The 16920-nt window shown below is 54.8% G+C and carries 17 protein-coding genes; 13 read left to right on the top strand and 4 right to left on the bottom strand.

All coding sequences use genetic code 11. The features are described 5' to 3' along the window. Positions 1–307: 307 nt before the first annotated feature. The 7 genes from J2Z18_RS07010 (at position 308) to J2Z18_RS06980 (ending at position 7298) form a co-directional block, all read left to right on the top strand. Positions 308–1318 (top strand): ABC transporter substrate-binding protein, encoded by a 1011-nt coding sequence (locus tag J2Z18_RS07010; protein ID WP_144877814.1) that lies wholly within the window; start codon positions 308–310, stop codon positions 1316–1318. Next, on the top strand, positions 1315–2361 hold the full coding sequence (locus tag J2Z18_RS07005) for a FecCD family ABC transporter permease (protein ID WP_028403733.1): 1047 nt from the start codon (positions 1315–1317) through the stop codon (positions 2359–2361). Before J2Z18_RS07010 ends, J2Z18_RS07005 begins: the two co-directional genes overlap by 4 nt. Beyond that, positions 2361–3146 (top strand): ABC transporter ATP-binding protein, encoded by a 786-nt coding sequence (locus J2Z18_RS07000; RefSeq protein WP_034272264.1) that lies wholly within the window; start codon positions 2361–2363, stop codon positions 3144–3146. Before J2Z18_RS07005 ends, J2Z18_RS07000 begins: the two co-directional genes overlap by 1 nt. 86 nt (positions 3147–3232) lie before the next feature. Then, positions 3233–4300: a nicotinate-nucleotide--dimethylbenzimidazole phosphoribosyltransferase gene (cobT, locus tag J2Z18_RS06995; protein WP_210094444.1), complete on the top strand. Its 1068-nt coding sequence runs from the start codon at positions 3233–3235 to the stop codon at positions 4298–4300. Further along, a complete protein-coding gene (cobU, locus tag J2Z18_RS06990; RefSeq protein WP_210094443.1) occupies positions 4297–4872 on the top strand; it encodes a bifunctional adenosylcobinamide kinase/adenosylcobinamide-phosphate guanylyltransferase in 576 nt (191 codons plus the stop codon). Before cobT ends, cobU begins: the two co-directional genes overlap by 4 nt. Further along, positions 4869–5693 (top strand): adenosylcobinamide-GDP ribazoletransferase, encoded by an 825-nt coding sequence (cobS, locus tag J2Z18_RS06985; RefSeq protein ID WP_210094442.1) that lies wholly within the window; start codon positions 4869–4871, stop codon positions 5691–5693. The genes cobU and cobS overlap by 4 nt, the downstream gene beginning before the upstream one ends. Before the next feature lie 210 nt (positions 5694–5903). Further along, positions 5904–7298: an L-cystine transporter gene (locus J2Z18_RS06980; RefSeq protein WP_028403738.1), complete on the top strand. Its 1395-nt coding sequence runs from the start codon at positions 5904–5906 to the stop codon at positions 7296–7298. Positions 7299–7669: 371 nt separating this feature from the next. On the opposite strand, the gene J2Z18_RS06975 is transcribed toward J2Z18_RS06980, so the two are convergent. Next, a complete protein-coding gene (locus J2Z18_RS06975; protein WP_210094441.1) occupies positions 7670–8758 on the bottom strand; it encodes a M24 family metallopeptidase in 1089 nt (362 codons plus the stop codon). Between the two features lie 159 nt (positions 8759–8917). On the opposite strand from J2Z18_RS06975, the gene J2Z18_RS06970 reads away from it, so the two are divergent. Next, positions 8918–9460 (top strand): DUF2569 domain-containing protein, encoded by a 543-nt coding sequence (locus J2Z18_RS06970; protein WP_007127212.1) that lies wholly within the window; start codon positions 8918–8920, stop codon positions 9458–9460. Positions 9461–9572: 112 nt separating this feature from the next. Continuing rightward, a complete protein-coding gene (locus tag J2Z18_RS06965; RefSeq protein WP_007127213.1) occupies positions 9573–10076 on the top strand; it encodes a GNAT family N-acetyltransferase in 504 nt (167 codons plus the stop codon). 168 nt (positions 10077–10244) lie between these two features. On the opposite strand, the gene pdxR is transcribed toward J2Z18_RS06965, so the two are convergent. Then, the gene (gene pdxR, locus J2Z18_RS06960; protein ID WP_144867450.1) at positions 10245–11696 is read right to left on the bottom strand and encodes a MocR-like pyridoxine biosynthesis transcription factor PdxR; all 1452 of its coding nucleotides are present in this window, start codon (positions 11694–11696) and stop codon (positions 10245–10247) included. Positions 11697–11806: 110 nt separating this feature from the next. On the opposite strand from pdxR, the gene J2Z18_RS06955 reads away from it, so the two are divergent. Both J2Z18_RS06955 and J2Z18_RS06950 read left to right on the top strand, forming a co-directional pair. After that, entirely contained in the window at positions 11807–12388 is a 582-nt protein-coding gene (locus J2Z18_RS06955; protein ID WP_144867448.1) for a GNAT family N-acetyltransferase, read from the top strand. 170 nt (positions 12389–12558) lie between these two features. Continuing rightward, on the top strand, positions 12559–13047 hold the full coding sequence (locus tag J2Z18_RS06950; RefSeq protein ID WP_144867446.1) for a GNAT family N-acetyltransferase: 489 nt from the start codon (positions 12559–12561) through the stop codon (positions 13045–13047). A gap of 70 nt (positions 13048–13117) precedes the next feature. On the opposite strand, the gene J2Z18_RS06945 is transcribed toward J2Z18_RS06950, so the two are convergent. Further along, complete coding sequence (locus tag J2Z18_RS06945; protein ID WP_245255879.1) at positions 13118–13402, bottom strand: hypothetical protein; 285 nt, start codon at positions 13400–13402, stop codon at positions 13118–13120. 136 nt (positions 13403–13538) lie between these two features. Here J2Z18_RS06945 and J2Z18_RS06940 point away from each other — a divergent pair, with 136 nt between their 5' ends. Beyond that, positions 13539–14462 (top strand): AEC family transporter, encoded by a 924-nt coding sequence (locus J2Z18_RS06940; protein ID WP_210094440.1) that lies wholly within the window; start codon positions 13539–13541, stop codon positions 14460–14462. 697 nt (positions 14463–15159) lie between these two features. Beyond that, positions 15160–16014: a VOC family protein gene (locus tag J2Z18_RS06935; RefSeq protein ID WP_144867439.1), complete on the top strand. Its 855-nt coding sequence runs from the start codon at positions 15160–15162 to the stop codon at positions 16012–16014. A gap of 91 nt (positions 16015–16105) precedes the next feature. Here the strand turns inward: J2Z18_RS06935 and J2Z18_RS06930 are convergent, their stop codons facing one another. Next, positions 16106–16621 (bottom strand): hypothetical protein, encoded by a 516-nt coding sequence (locus J2Z18_RS06930; RefSeq protein ID WP_144867437.1) that lies wholly within the window; start codon positions 16619–16621, stop codon positions 16106–16108. Positions 16622–16920: the final 299 nt, after the last annotated feature.

The raw sequence follows: 16920 nt of genomic DNA, 5'->3' as shown, positions 1-16920 counted from the left end.
ATGCTATATGTTTGCAGGTGTCCTGAAGCTGAAACGTAATCCCCGATTCCTTATTCGTCAAGGAGTCGGGGATTTTTGCTGGAGAACGAAGAGGCGATGCCGGCCACCTGATCCCGCTGCCGGGGCACACCGGTATTTTCGTCCTATCGGATGGCAGGGGTACCCGGAGGATTAGGTGCGGTGGAACCCGGCGAGTTCTCCTTATACATGCGAGGACAGTCGTTTTCATACCCGGTAAGGATCGGAATTGAAGTTGTGAAATATGCAGGCTAGGGTTCTCAATGATGACGTAGGGGGAAACAAGAAAATGAAAGCAATGTTGAAATCATGGTCCGTATTGATCGTGGCGATGCTGATGGCGCTGTCGCTGATCGCCTGCGGTAGCGCCGAGGATGCCGCGCCGAACAGTGCGCCTTCGGAAACGCCTGCCCAGCAGGAGAAGCCGGCTGAACAGCCTGCGGAGGAGCAGGGGGCGCTGAAGACGCAGTATCCGCTCACCGTCAAAGATGCGACCGGAACAGAGGTCACCTTCGAGAAGGCGCCGACCCGTATCGTATCCCTGGCCCCGTCCGAGACGGAAAAGCTGTTTGCCCTCGGACTGGATGAGGAGATCGTAGGCGTATCCGATTTGGATGATTATCCGGAAGCCGCGAAATCCAAGCCGAAAATGGGAGGCTTCCAGGTGAATGAAGAGGCTGTAATCGCAGCTGAGGCCGATGTCGTCTTCAGTGCGTCGATGAATGCGGAAAACGCGGAGAAGCTCCGCGGGATGGGCGTGAAATTGTTCGTTAACGATCCGTCCACGATTGAAGAAGTGATGTCTTCCATTACGCTGGTCGGACAAATTACCGACCGTCAGGAGGAAGCGCAGACTGTGGTCGAGCAAATGCGGCAGGAGCTGGCAAGTGTTACGGAAGCGGTGAAATCCGTGAAGGAAGAGGACAAGAAGAAAGTGTATGTCGAGTTCTCGCCGGGCTGGACCGTCGGCAAAGGCGAGTTCATGGATGAGATGATCACGCTGGCTGGCGGCGTCAACGCAGCCGGGGATACGGAGGGCTGGTTCGAGATCAGTGAGGAGAACATTATTGCGGCGAATCCGGATGTCATCCTGTATTCAAGCAATGTTGTCGACGAAGCCACCAAGAAAACGCTGGATCAGATGATTAAAGAGCGGGACGGTTGGGATCAGATCGAAGCGATCAAGAACGACCGGGTCATTGCGATGGACGATAATCTGCTCAGCCGTCCGGGACCGCGCGTTACGCAAGGCCTGATTGAAGTGGCCAAAGCCATTTATCCGGAATTGATGACACCATGAGACAAAAACTGGCGGGTTACGGATCGGCCGGCATTGTCCTGCTGCTGTTGACTTTGATCGTCAGCCTCGGAATCGGCTCGGTCCACCTGCCTGTTAGCGAGATCGGAGCGATGCTGCTGCATCGGCTGCCGTGGCTCGGCGATGCGATCGTCCCGGGCTGGGAGGTATCCTCCGAGCAGATTTTGATGAAGGTGAGGCTCCCGCGCATTCTGCTAGGAATGCTGGTCGGCGCCTCGCTTGCGGTGGCAGGAGCGGCGTTTCAAGGCGTGCTGCGCAATCCGCTGGCTGATCCGTTTACGCTGGGCGTGTCGTCCGGGGCCGCGCTCGGGGCGGCGTCCCTCATTTTTTTCGGAATGGAGTATTCCTTTGCCGGAGGTTATACATTGCCGCTGGTTGCGTTTCTGACCGGTGCGGGCACGCTGTGGGTCGTTCTGCTGCTGGCACGGGATCAGGGGAAGCTGCCGGTGCACGGACTTATCTTGTCCGGGGTCGTGATGCAATCCTTTCTCGGCGCTGTCGTATCCTTCCTGACGGTGATGTCCAAAGACACGGTGAACCAGATCCTGTTCTGGACGATGGGAAGCTTGAGCATGCGCGGATGGTCCTACGTGGCCATCCTTTTCCCGTATTTTGGGGTAGGGCTTATTTATTTGTGGAGCCGCTCGCGGGCTTTGAATCTGCTGTCGCTCGGCGAAAGGCAGGCTGCCCATATGGGGCTGAACGTGGACCGGCTGAAGACCAGCGTCTTGGTCGTAGCTACGCTTCTTGCAGCCGCGGCCGTTTCGGTCTCGGGCGTGATCGGTTTCGTTGGACTGGTGGTGCCGCATATGATCCGGCTCATGACGGGCTCGGATTACCGTGTCATTATTCCGATATCCGCGCTGGGAGGCGCTATTTTCATGGTGTGGTGCGATACGGCGGCGCGATCGGTGCTCGCTCCGACTGAAATTCCGCTCGGAGTGGTCACTGCGTTTATCGGCGCTCCCTTCTTCGCGTATTTGCTCTACCGGAACAAGAAGCGGCGCAGGGAGGGATTCTCATGATGCTCGTTGCCCAAGGGCTGTCGAAGGCCTATGGCCGCACGCAGGTATTGTCGGAGGTCGAGCTTCGGGTCGGAAAAGGCGAATGGTGGGGCATCATCGGGCCGAACGGCAGCGGCAAGTCTACGCTAATGCAGCTGCTGTCCGGAGTGGAGCGTCCTTCCAAGGGCAGTGTGCGCCTTTTGGACCGAGAAATCGGAAGCTACAGCCGCAAGGCGCTCGCCCGAATCGTAGCCGTGCTCCAGCAGGAGGGGCTGGACCCGACTGATTTTACGGTGCGGGAAGTGCTCGAGATGGGGCGCTATCCATTCCTGAACTGGCTTGGCCGGGAGGAGCAGGATGCGGCACCCCTGATTGACAGCATCATGGAGAAGCTGGAGCTTCGCGATATTCAGGAGCGGCGTCTTACGGAGCTGAGCGGCGGCCAGCGGCAGCGCGTTGCGCTCGGCAAGGTGATGGTGCAGGAACCGTCGCTCCTGATGCTGGATGAACCGACGACCTACCTCGATATTCATTATCAGCTTCAATTCATGGAGATGGTAGACGCTTGGAGACAGGCATCGGAAATTACCGTAATCAGTGTCCTGCACGATTTGAACCTGGCCGCTCAGTTTTGCGATAAGCTGCTCGTGCTTCATGAGGGGCGCGTTGCAGGAATGGGGTCACCGGAGGAAGTGCTGACCGAGGCGTATATCAGCCGGATTTTCCGGGTCATGCCTTCCGTCGTCAAGCACCCCGAGAACGGCGCGCCGCAGGTGCTGCTCACCGCGAACCGGACGAGAAAATAAGGAAAGGCAAGCCTTGTCCTTGCCCGGGACACGCGGATTCAGATAAAGTAAATGCAAGCGAGATAAGTAAAAAGGAGGCTTCGTGCATGAAGGAGCTCATGGACCGATTGACGCGATCGGTTGGAACAATCACCGCGCCCGATGCCCGGGCGCAGGCGGAAGCCGCCGCCTATTTGGACAAGCTGACGAAACCTCCCGGGAGCCTCGGCAAGCTGGAATCGCTGGCGATTCAGCTCGCGGGAATTACGGGGACGATCAAGCCCTCATTCAAGAAAAAGGCCGTTGTGGTCATGGCCGGCGACCATGGGGTGTGCGAGGAGGGCGTCAGCGCCTTCCCGTCGGAGGTAACGCCCCAGATGGTCATGAATTTCCTGAACGGCGGCGCTGCCGTCAACGTATTGGCCCGCCAAGCGGGCGCGGACGTGCTGTGCGTGGATATCGGCGTTGCGGCGGACCTGTCCCATGAACGTCTCCTTTCCCGTAAAATTAATAAGGGAACGAAAAATATTGCAAAAGGGCCTGCGATGACAAGGGCGGAGGCGGAACAGGCGATTATGACCGGCGCCGAGGTAGCCGCCGAGCTCTACTCCCATGGAACCCGGTTGTTCGTGACCGGGGAAATGGGCATCGGCAATACGACGCCGAGCGCCGCGGTCTTCGCGGTTCTGTCCGGCAAGCCCCCGGCTGAGGTCGTTGGACGGGGAACCGGCGTTAGCGACGAGCGGCTGATGCATAAGATCCGCGTTGTCGAGCAGGCGATCACGGTCAATCGTCCCATGGCGGAAGATCCGGTGGATGTGCTGGCCAAGGTCGGCGGGTATGAGATCGGCGGTCTGGCCGGACTCATTCTCGGCGCGGCGGCCAAGGGCTGCCCTGTCGTTATCGACGGCTTCATATCCAGTGCCGCCGCTCTGATTGCTGCGGCGATTTGTCCCGAATCGCGTTCCTATATGATTGCTTCCCATCATTCGAAGGAGCGTGGACATGCCTTGCTGCTGCAAGCGCTGGAACTGTCTCCGATGCTGCATATGGACATGCGCCTTGGCGAAGGAACCGGGGGCGTGTTATGCCTTCATATGATAGAAGCCGCCTGCCGGATTATGAGCGAGATGGCAACCTTCGAAAGCGCGGGAATAAGCGGAGGGGAAATATGAACCCATTAAGCTCGCTCGTAACGGGAGGCGCCCGGAGCGGCAAGAGCTCGTTCGCCGAGAAGCTCTGCATGAAACGGTCGCCCTCGGGCATTTATATAGCGACGGCTCAGGCGTATGACGATGAAATGAAGGAACGGATTCGGATTCATCAGGACCGCCGCGGCGATGCGGATTATCGGTGGGAGACGGTCGAAGAGCCCGTGGCCTTGCCCGAACTGCTCGAAACGCTCGGCCAATCGGCATCGGATGCCTCGGCGGTCGTCGTGGATTGCCTGACGCTGTGGCTTACGAATGTGCTGCTCCAGGTCGAGCCGGAAGGAACCGCGGCCATGGAGGAACGGCTGCAGTTGGATATCGGCAGGCTTGTCCGAGCCGTTCAGGCGTATCCGGGAACGGTAATTCTCGTAACGAATGAAGTGGGCTCGGGGATCGTTCCCGAGTATCCGCTCGGCCGAATATTCCGCGATTGGGCTGGGATGATGAACCAGCGGCTGGCCCAGGTCTGTCATGAGGTATTTCTCGTAACAGCAGGGATTCCGATTGAAATCAAGAGCAGGGAGTATCGAATATGAACAGGTTGATGGAAGCGGCTGCGGCCGCTTTTCAATTTTTATCAAGGTTTCCGATCCGGCGGGAGATTCCCTTTACCCCGGAGGTTCAGCAGCGGAGCGTTGTCTTTTATCCGCTGGTAGGGGGCGCGATCGGCCTGACGGTGGCGCTGCTGGGATGGGGATTAAGCTTTGCTCTCCCGGTCTTTCCGGCCTCGGTGATCACATTGACCGCGTGGGTGGGGCTGACCGGCGGTCTTCATTTGGACGGATGGATGGACAGCACGGACGCCCTCCTCAGCCATCGGTCGCGGGAGCGGATGCTCGAGATTATGAAAGATAGCCGGGTAGGCGCGATGGGGGTTATCGCTTGTACGCTGCTTCTGCTGCTGAAGGTTTCGCTGATTCAATCGATTTTTGAGCTGTCGGGCGGTGTCTGGAAGCAGGAAGCTCTTCTGCTTGTGCTCGCACCCGTCTGGAGCCGTTGGTTTATGGTGCACGCAATGTACCGCTGGCCTGTAGCAAGAGGCAGTGAAGGGCTGGCTGCATTATTCAGCGGATTATCCAACCTGCGGAGGCTGCAGGCCGGCTTGATGGCGGTTCTGGTCACGCTCGTGGTCATCGTCACCCTGGGGCTGGTCACGGATTCAACTCAACTTTGGATCAGCGGATTATCGGCACTCGTGCTTGCGCCGTTCCTGACCTGGCTGATCGGAGCGGCCGTGGCAGGACGTATGAGCCGGCGCCTTGGCGGCCTGACGGGAGACACCTACGGCGCACTGAATGAACTGCTTGAAGCAGCCATTCTGTTATTTGTGGTTCTGCTCCTCCAGCGTTGGGGATAAGATAGAAGTAAATGAATTTGTCTTGGTAATCCGATCTGTATAATCGAATTGATCCGATGCCGGAAAGAACCAAATTCCGATAAGAATCGGGAAGAACGGGTAATGTAATGTTTAGAGTGGGCGGTGAGTTGGAAATGAATACATACTAGCGCACTTATCCCCACAAGGATGGTACAACTTAATCCGAGATGAGAATGGAGGAAGCAAAGGATGGAAACGCTTTGGGTCGTTATCAATGTCCTTGTTTTGATTCTGCTGGTCGGTATTTTGTACTGGATGCAGAAAAAGCATTACTCGTTTACCAAGCGTGTCTTCGCGGGCTTGGGTCTGGGCGTTCTGTTCGGCGTCGTTCTGCAGCTCGTTTACACTTCGAACTCCGATGTCGTAGCCGATTCGGCGGATTGGTTCAATTTAGTCGGATATGGCTACGTCCGTCTGCTGCAGATGATGGTCATTCCGCTAATCATGGTATCGATCATCTCGGCCATTACCAAGCTGAAGGGCGGCCGTAATCTCGGCAAAATGAGCGGGCTCATCATCGCCGTGCTTATGCTGACGACCGCGGTGGCTGCGACCGTCGGGATCACGACCGCGCTGTCCTTCGACCTGTCTGCAGTCAACATTCAGGGCGGAGCAGCAGAGGAAGAGCAGGGCGCGCTGCTGCAGGAGCGGCTTGGAGACATCGAGGATCGTACGCTGCCGCAGCAGATCCTTGATTTCATACCGAGCAATCCGTTTGAGGATATGACGGGCGCGAGAAGAACGTCCACGATCGCGGTCGTTATTTTCTCGGCCTTCATCGGGATTGCCGTACTCGGCCTGGATCGGAAAAATAAAGAGCAGGCCGATACATTCCGGGGCATGATCTCCGCGGTCTACGGGGTTGTCATGCGCATCGTGACGCTTGTGCTTCGCCTGACGCCATACGGCATTCTTGCGTTGATGGCCAAGACGATCGCAACGACGAATCTGCAGGTTATTTTGAACCTGATTGATTTTGTATTAGCTTCCTACGTGGCATTGATTGTCATGTTCATTGTCCATCTTGTGCTGCTCGCCTTGTTCGGCTTCAATCCGTTTACGTATGTGAAAAAGGTCTTTCCGACGCTGACCTTTGCGTTCACCTCGCGTTCCAGCGCGGCGACCATCCCGCTTAATGTCCAGACGCAGAGCAAGAAGCTCGGCGTATCGGAGGGGATAGCGAATCTGTCCGCATCGCTCGGCGCTACGATCGGGCAGAACGGCTGCGCCGGCATTTATCCTGCCATGCTGGCCGTTATGATCGCGCCGACCGCCGGCGTTGATCCGACCTCGTGGTCCTTCATCCTGACCTTGATCGTCGTCGTCATGATCAGCTCATTCGGTGTCGCCGGCGTCGGCGGCGGGGCTACGTTCGCATCGCTTATCGTTCTGTCCACGATGAACCTGCCGGTAGCGCTGGCTGGACTGCTCATTTCTGTTGAGCCGCTCATCGATATGGGTCGGACGGCGCTGAACGTCAATGATTCCATGACGGCAGGCGTTATTACGGGGAAAGTGATGAATGAAGTGGATAAGGATGTATATAACGACAAGAACATTCAGCTTGATATGGTCCAGGAGTAAACGCTCGGGGATTCAACAACCATCCTGGGGCGCCCCGGCCCCTGCATCGTGTATAGTGGGGAGTTGTGTGCACACTGCACCCAATGTAACCGTGAATCGGTGCATCCCAAAGTAGCTGTGAGTTCGGTGCACCTAAATGTGGCCGTGAATTCGGTTCATCCCAATATAGCCGTGTGTTCGGTGCACCTAATGTAGCATGGCCCAATGGAAGCCATGAAAGAATGCCAGTTAGTTGTACCCAATGGAAGCTAGAGCGGTATCCAAAGTTAAAGAAGGCCACCCGGCAAGGCGAACATAACGCCTTGCCGGGTGGCCCTTTTGTCGTATGAACGGCTATTCGTTCAATTGCTTGGCTAAGGAGCGGACCTGGATTAACCGATGACGGTCAGCTCCTTCGGAAATGATGTCAGCACCTCGATGCCGGTCTCGGTAACGAGCACATCGTCCTCGATGCGTACGCCGCCAACATCTTGTACATATACGCCGGGCTCGATGGTAAACACAGCGCCGGCCTGCAGCACATCCTCATTCAGCCCATGCACGGACGGGTATTCATGGACGTCCATCCCGAGGCCGTGACCAAGGCGATGAACGAAGGCGGGTCCGTAACCCGCATGCTCAATGACGGCTCTTGCCGCCCGGTCGATCGATCCGTATGTAACACCGGGCTTCACCGCCTGAATAGCGGCTTGATTCGCGGCCAGAACGGTATCGTAGATGCGAACGGCATCCGGCTTCAAGTCGCCGACAGCAAAGGTGCGGGTAATATCCGATGCATAGCCGCCAGCATATACGCCCAGGTCGAACATAAGCAGATCTCCCGCTTCGATCCGTCTGCCCCCCGGCACGCCGTGAGGAAGGGCCGTATTTGGCCCGGACAGCACCATCGTCGCGAACGAAGGGGCATCGGCTCCGAGCTTCTTCATCAAATATTCCAGCTCAGCCACAAGCTCCAGTTCGCTAACGCCGATGCTTGCCTTTTTCAAGCCTTGCCGCAGCACATCTTCCACCAGCTTGACGGCATGCTTGATCAGCGATACCTCTTCCGGCGATTTCCGCACCCGCAGCTCGCGAAGAACGGGACCGGCATCCTTGAAGGCTGAGGCGTCCACATGCTGCTGCAGCTGCTCGAAGCGGGAGACGGTCAATTGCTCCTTCTCCACAGCCACCGTGCCGGCAGAGCCGCGAAGGGAGCGCTGTAGCACAGCATACGGATTATCGGTATCCTGATGCGTCACGATGTTCTTGACGGACGATGCAGCTTCGGCAGCGGCGGCATCCAGGGCGGGAACGATCAGAACCGGCTCGCTCCCGGATGAGAGGAGCAGGCCGAGAAAACGCTCATGGGGATCGCTGGCAAATCCGGTCAAGTAATAGACATGCTTGGGATCCGTGATCAGCGCATGATCCCAGCCGTGCGAATTCATGGATTGGAGCAGCGTGTTTAAACGTTCATTCATCAGGGTTCATTCCTTTCATGGTAACAACGGTCGTATAGCTACTAATGTAAGGGTATATCGTTCGGCTGCCGAAGTAAAGTTTCCCTTTATGAGAGCTAGTCCTTTCTATATAATGATCCATAGTTAGAAATTACATAATGCTGGAAGGAGTACTTATTCATGGATCCGAATCCGTTTCAAGAGAACGGGCAGATGCCGCCGCATGAGCCGGGGAAGCAGAAGAGCTATTCGCTGAAACCACCGGTTGAAGGGCTTGGGGGCTGGCTGGTCCTCGTTCAGATCTCCATTTATTTTTCATTGATTACGATTACCGCCCTGCTCATTACGAATGTGCTGCCGCTTTATGAGTCCGAAGTATGGGATGTGCTCACAGATCCGTCATCTCCTTATTATGACGCCATGCTGGCCCCGCTAATTCTGTTCGAGACGGTAATGAATGTTTTATTTGTGATTGGCCTCATTATTGCATTGTTCCTGATGTACGGCAAGAAAAGGGCATTCCCGAAATTGATGATCGGCTATATTATCGCCAGCCTTTTGTTCGGCATTGCAGACTTCGCCGTTGCCAGTCAAATCGAACTGCTGGCCGAGACCGACGACGGGCAATCTGCAACCCAAATTGTCCGCTCCATGATTTATGCCTGCATCTGGATTCCGTATTTCATCCGGTCCGAGCGGGTGCGCAACACATTTGTAAATTAATCCCTGATCAGAAAAATAAGGCGTAATCCCGCTTCCTCCTGTACAATAGACCTCATAGCAGTCATCGTCATCACAATCTGACATTCAACATTCATCGACTCGGAGGTAGCACATGACAGCGCATCAATATCAGATCGATTATGCCGTAATGGAGGATTTGCCGGCTATTGTCGACATCTACAATTCTACGATCGAAAGCCGAAAGGTTACCGCCGATCTGGAGCCGGTGACGGTGGAGAGCCGCATTCGCTGGTTCGAAGAGCACAGCGAGGACCACCGTCCGCTGTGGGTTATGCGTTTTGGAAGCGAAATCGTCGCCTGGATGAGCTTTCAATCCTTTTACGGGCGTCCTGCTTATAACGGAACAGCCGAAATCAGCATCTACGTGAATGAGAAGTTTCGGGGGATCGGCGCGGGCAGCATCCTGATCGCCAAGGCGCTGGAGGAATGTCCGCGGCTTCGCGTCAGCAATCTGGTCGGATTCGTATTTGGCCACAATGAGCCCTCCCTTAAGCTGCTCCGGAAATTCGGCTTCGAACAGTGGGGGCTTCTCCCGGGCGTTGCCGAGCTGGACGGGGTTAAGCGGGATCTTGTCATCGTGGGCCGTTCGGTTTAAGCCGGCATCCGGAGGATTGGCGTATTGAAAGCCTTCTTGCATGCAGTGAGGCTCCTGCCTGGCAGGCGATCCTGGCTGCATCATCGATCCAACCCTTTATCCGGCAGGACTGTTCCATGCGAGTCATGGGCAGTCCTTTTTGTTGTTTTTTTATGTAGATGAAATTCGTCACGTTGACAGCCAGCAGGATGCAAGCCGCTTCATTCCTTCGTCGATCTCTTCCTCCAGAAGACCGCCGAACCCGACGATGAATGATCTGCGATCCGTTGCCGTGCAGCTACGGGTGTCAGGGAGCCACGTATAATCCGCAGCGCTTACGCGGATTCCCGCGTGTTCGGCCAGGGTCTCGAGCTCATGGGCGGACAGCGGATGCGTGATGGACAGCATGAGATGAAATCCCGCTCCATTCCCGCTAATGACGGCCCGTTCTCCGAAGTATCGCTGGATCGAAGCAATCAGGCGATCATGCTTCTTTCTGAGCAGCATCCTCATTTTGCGGAGATGCCGGTCTACATAGCCTTCTTTCATAAAGCGTTCGAGGGCCAGCTGCTGCAGTCTGGAGGCGGTGCATTCCAGGAACAAGTGGAATTTCAAATGATGGTATGCCGGCAGCAGGACTGCGGGCAGTATCATATAATGGACCCCGATCGCGGGGGACAGAACCTGTGAGAACCCGCTCATATAGATGACCCGGCCGTCGGACCGGAGGCCCTGCAGGCAAGGAATGGGCCTGCCGTAATACCGGAATTCTCCGTCGTAGTCATCCTCGATAATAAACCCTTCGGTCTCGTGAGCCCATTGAAGCAGAGCCAGCCGCCGCGAGATCGGCATGGTGACGCCGGTCGGGAACTGATGCGATGGCGACACCGTTACTAGCTTGACCCCGCTCCCTTGAAGGTCTTCATGGCGGATGCCGTCCTCGTGCACGGCCAGCGGCATGACCTGAAAGCCGTTTTGCCTGAACGCTTCGGGATACTGGGGATAGCCCGGATTTTCAACGCCGACCCGGTCCCCGTATGGGCGTAGCAGGCGGCAGATGATATCCAGCAGAGGATAGGGATCCGAACCGATAATGACCTGCTCGGGCGTGCATTGAACCCCGCGCACGCTTTTTGCGTAGGCTGCAATTTCACGGCGAAGGCCCTCTTCTCCCTGTGGATCGCCGTAAAACAGCATCTCCGCTGCGCACTCCTCCTGCAGGCATCGGCTGTATGCTTTCCTCCAGGCTGCGACGGGAAAATGACGATACTCATTTTTGGACATATGAAAATCAAACGGAAAATGATGATGTCGCTTGAGCTTCGGGCCGTTCGTCGGGGGCGGTGCTGCCGGGAGCGGAAAGATATCGTCCGGCGTCTGCACAAAATACCCGCTTCGCGGTCTGCTGACGATAAACCCTTCGGCGAGCAGCTGCTGGTAAGCCATTTCGACGGGCGTCGTGCTGATTCCAAGAAGCTCAGCCAGCTTGCGAACGGAGGGCAGACGGGCTTGATTGAGCCATCGGCTGGCGATAATCTCCCGCTTCATGTACTGATACGCCTGGACGTACAGTGGCGCGGAGGAGCCCGCGAGAGCGGACATCATCTCTGTTTGGTGGATCGGAACCTGAATCTGTTTCATGCAAAATCTGTCCCTTTTATAGATTCAAAACTGTATATTCAGCTATGGTCAATTCATTGATATAGTATAAGGGATTTAAGCTGGAAACAAAACAGGAGGGCACATTTAATATGAGCATACCATCCACGTTATGGAACCCTCGGCCGGTACGTTTGCTGGAGGGAGAACGGGTGTATCTAAGACCCGTATCGGCTGAGGATGCCGAAGGATATTTTCAAATGCTGTTCAACCCGGAGATCAGGCGGCTGACAGGGACCCGGCGGGCATTCACGCTTGAGGAGGTCCGCCGGTATATCGAGGCCAAATCAGGGGACAATGCAGCCGTGCTGCTTCTGATTGCGCTTCGGGATGACGATGCGGTAATCGGCGATATTGCGCTGCAGGACATCGATCAAGTTAACCGGAATGCCAACTTGCGGATTGCGATTGATTCGGAGCAGCATCTCGGTAAGGGATACGGACCGGAATCGATCAAGCTGCTGCTGGAATATGGCTTCGGCATTCTGAATCTTCACCGGATTGAGCTCCAGGTGTTCGATTACAACGGGCGGGCGATCAAAGCCTATGAGAAGGTGGGCTTTAAGAGAGAAGGCGTGCAGCGGGATGCGCTGTATTTCAATCACCGCTACCATGATTCAATCTGGATGAGCATGCTGGAGGATGAATATCGAGAGCGTTACTGCTCGCAATGACCAGCGTGGGAGAGAACGTTAGGGAACAGCAAAAGGAGGCAGGAGATGCGCAGAGGGCAAGGATTGTTCCGAAATGCAAATCTTCGCCGGATCTCTCCATACCCATAAGACTGAAGCTTTCGCTAAACTAGGGATTATCACGTCATGCGAAAGAAAGGAATGAAAGTTTCATGGGATCGAAGCTTCGGATCCATCAGGCTGACGGCTGTGATTTGAACGCTGTCGCAGCTTTGTTTAATCAATATCGCATGTTTTACGGTAAGCCGGATGATGCGGCCGGAGCGGCCCGGTTTATCGGGGAGCGGCTAGAGCTGCGGGACTCCGTCATCTTCGTTGCGGCTGCATTTCAGGAGCCCGCAGACGCCGCGTGGGAAGCTGCAGGCTTTGTGCAGCTGTATCCGTCCTTCTCTTCCCTTTCGATGTCCCGGTTATGGATCTTGAACGATCTTTATGTCGCGAAGGAATTCCGGGGGCATGGGATCGGACGGATGCTGCTTAATCAAGCCAAGGAGCACGCTGTGCGGTCAGGGGCCGCCGGGCTTACATTGTCAACCCATCCCGGGAACCTCGCTGCGCGACGGCTCTATGAATCGGCCGGATACGTGGAGGACAGCGAGTTCATATGCTACAACCTCTCGCTGCAGAATACAGCCAGATAATGCATTCCTCTCGAGCAAACGACGGCGGCGTCCTGAATTAGGACACCGCCGTTTTTAGGTAACGTTACAGTTATTGATAAATCGATTTTAGTTTCCGAAATACCTCGATTCGCGCGATTTTCAGCTCCCACATCTGGTCGAGCAATTTACGCTGCATGCTCTCATCTTGGGTTGCCTTCAATTCGGCGTACAGCTGGTGCATCCGGTTGTTGATTTGATCGATGCATTGCCACAGCTCTTGCTCGGAATATTCCTCTTTGTCTGAGCACATCTCCGGCGGTTCCTGCATCTGCTTCAGCGTACTGATAATTTCGGCTTGCCAATGCTCATCACCCAAACGAATTGCCAATTTCAAGCGGCAATTGGGATGCCCCCGGGTAAAATGTATAACGCTCGCCTATTAGAGCTATAGTCATTGCGTCTTGGACGTGAGCTTCAGGATGGAGTAGGATGGAGGGAACAGCGACAGTTTTTGGATAAGGGTGAGCTTTGTGATTTCTTCTTTCTTAACTACGATGGTCGGCGTGTTCCTGCCAATCTCTTTGCCCGTGATCGGCGGTGCGCTTCTGAAACGGTTCAAGGGTCTTGAGACGAAGGCGCTCTCGGCCCTGTCTCTCTATGTCATGAGTCCGGCACTCATCTTCGAAACCTTGGCGAATGCTTCCATAACCTCTGGCGAAGTGAACGTCACGATCATTTTCTGTCTTTTGAATGTTGTTGTGCTGTGGCTTCTCAGTTCGTTAGCCGGAAAAATGCTCGGTCTGTCCCAGGCGGAACGGTCCGGTCTTGCACTGACCACGATCTTTACCAACAGCGTGAATTACGGTCTGCCGCTCGTTCTACTCGCTTTCGGACAGGCAGGTCTTGATAAAGCCTCCGTCTATGTGATCGTACAGATTATCATTATGAATACGCTAGGCGTTTATTTGGCGGCGAGATCCCATTTCTCGGCAGCCAAAGCCGTAAAATCCGTCTTTACGCTTCCTTCGGTATATGCCGCTATGCTGGCTGTGCTCATTCGCGTGACCGGATTCGAGCCTCCTCAAGGACTGGATACGGGAATATCGATGCTGTCAGCCGCTTATGCCCCGCTGGCGCTGGTGATCCTGGGGGCACAGATGGTTGGCGTTCGTGACAGCGATGCAGCCCGTTCGGTATCGAAGATCGGATTCTGGTCCGGCATGAGCATGCGGATGCTCGTCGCCCCGCTTGTGGCGTGGGGACTGCTGGCCGCATTGTCGATCAAGGGAACGCTGTTCGCCGTCATCCTCATCCTGTCGGCCATGCCGGCAGCGGTTAATGCCGTCATTCTGGCGGAGGAATATGATGCTGCGCCAAAGCTCGTATCGCGCTGCATCCTATGGACAACTCTGGCGTCCTTCATCTTGCTGCCTCTTTTGATCGGTATTCTATAGACGCATAAGGGTGGCCTTGCCGCCTGGTTCAAGCCGTGCACGCGCGTGTAATGAGTAGTAAGCTTCGAGAGCATTCCAGCATCTTACGCATGCGTAGAACGGATGGAGGTGGAGATGATGAGCAGGCGCGTTGATCGCGATGTAGAAATCGAAACCCGTAACGTGGAGGAGAGGAATGACTCCAGCAGGGTGGCATCTACGTTAATCAAGTATGTGGCATATCTGATTATCTTTTTCGGATTTTTGTATTTCCTGATTAAATATGTTTTCCCGATGTTCTAAGCGCCCGGATTCCCGAAAAGGAGCCTTCTCTTAGCGTTGTTGCCAAGGAGGCTCCTTTTTGTCATGGAGAGAGTTTTATAAATGCGTTCATTTTGGGTGAATCATGCTCTTTCATGCACGGGGAGCATACATACGGTATCATCGATCCGAAGCTTGACTGCAAGCTGTGGCAATAAGGGGTAGGCGTTCGGGGAAACGGATGATTTGACTTTATAAAATTTAGTAACTATAATAATTATATAAAAATAGTTCTTCATAAACATCGATCTTCGTTATTATTTCGCAAAAAGGGCACGCTGTAACCGATGAGGTTCCATTCTGCCCGCAGCTTTCGTTTGAAAGTTTTGGTAAGAGCTTGTTTTATCACGGGGCACGTTTTCGTTTTTTAAATAAAGGAAGAGTCAGGAGTGAGGGAATGTCGGCTGTTTTGCATCCAGCGACGAAGCTGGGCGCCGTCTCGCTGCGCATTAGCGATTTGGCGCAATCGGTTCGTTTTTATACGGAAGTGGTAGGTTTAAGAATGCTGCGACAGCACGGCAGAGTTGCCGAGCTTACGGCAGACGGCAGAGAAACCCTGTTAACGCTTGAGGAGATTGAGGGGTTCGAGGAGTCCAAGACACGTACAGCCGGGTTGTACCATTTCGCCATTCTGGTACCGGACCGGGTTAGTCTGGGGCTTGCGCTGCGGAATTTGCTCGCCCATCATATTTCAGTCGGTCAAGGGGACCATCTGGTCAGCGAAGCGCTCTACATTAATGATCCGGATGGCAACGGCATCGAGATCTACGCCGACCGGCCTCGCGAAACCTGGAAGCGGGATGCTCAAGGGGAATACATCATGACAACCGATCCGGTTGATATCGATGGATTGCTTGCTCTGTCCGCGGATAAGGAATGGAACGGACTTCCCGAGAACACCGTCATCGGACATGTGCATTTCCATGTATCGGATCTTCACCAGGCCCGTGCGTTCTACTGCGATACGCTTGGGTTTGAGCTGACCGCCCATTACGGCGGAGCCGCCCTGTTTATCTCCGCAGGCGGATATCATCATCATATCGGGTTAAACACATGGGCCGGTATCGGCATTCCGAATACGCCGCGCCGTGCAGCCGGTATCGAAAGCTTCACCATCTTGCTTCCAAGCGACGAGGAGCTTCAAGCAGTAACCGGGAGAATCCGCGAGGCAGGCTTTACTCCTGTACAACGGGAGGGCGCTTGGTTCGTTCAGGATCCGTCGGAGATTTGGATCCGGCTGCTGGTCGCATAAAGATAAATCCTGGCGGATACCATCCGTCAGGATTTTTTTGCTTGGGAGACAAGGAAGAAGAACCCTCGCCCCCATCTCAATCTAACAGCACTTAGATCCGATTCAACTGTTCCAGCGTCTGGAGCATATGATCCGCCAAATTCGGGATGTCCTCCATCTGCTCCTCGTTAATGGTGCGCGAGAACCGTACCTCGGTCATGCTGCGATATCCATCTGCTTCTTCTCCAACGATGTAGGTTACGGTCTGCACCGGGGGAATCTCGGGTTCCCATATGGCGGCAACGATCCGGGAAATTGCCGCGCATTCATCTTCAATCCTCTTCACGTTTTTATAAAAGCGGACTTTCAGCTCGCAGCCCGGCTGCTTCCCCGGTGTTTCCAATATCTCGGCCGCAAGCTCCTGAAGTCCGGCATCAAGCCGAATTTCCGCAGCTGCCTCCTTCAGACCCCTCAATTCAAACGTCAGGCTGAAGCTTCTCGACATGACGGCCATGTCCAGCAGATCCTCCCGACCGGTAATGAGGACGAGCTCATCCAGATTGTCCAAGTCGTATATTACGTTCTCAATGCCTACTTTTAAATTTTCAAATACCGTCGGGTCAAACATCGTGCACATCCTTTTTACGATTCATTGAACATCCTTCCATTCGTGGTTAATATACCATACTTCATTCTGTATTCGAAAATTTGCGAGCGATAGATCAAGGCGGACGACAGCGGTTTTGAAGAACGTCCCGTTCGGCCGGCAGCCCCATCTAAAGGTTCCCGTTCGGCGGCAATTCCAGGAGATTGGAGGGTTCGAGAGGATGAACATGACTTGTAAGAGTGAAGATAACCCAAAATGAAAGAGACTGGAAGTATTGACCAATGGGAGGAAACCGGATATGATCATCCATAACAGTAAAA

It is taken from the genome of Paenibacillus lactis (assembly GCF_017873605.1).
Lineage (GTDB): Bacteria > Bacillota > Bacilli > Paenibacillales > Paenibacillaceae > Paenibacillus_AQ > Paenibacillus_AQ lactis.
Note: the sequence above shows the minus strand (reverse complement) of the source record. Positions and strands in the feature narration are given on the sequence as shown.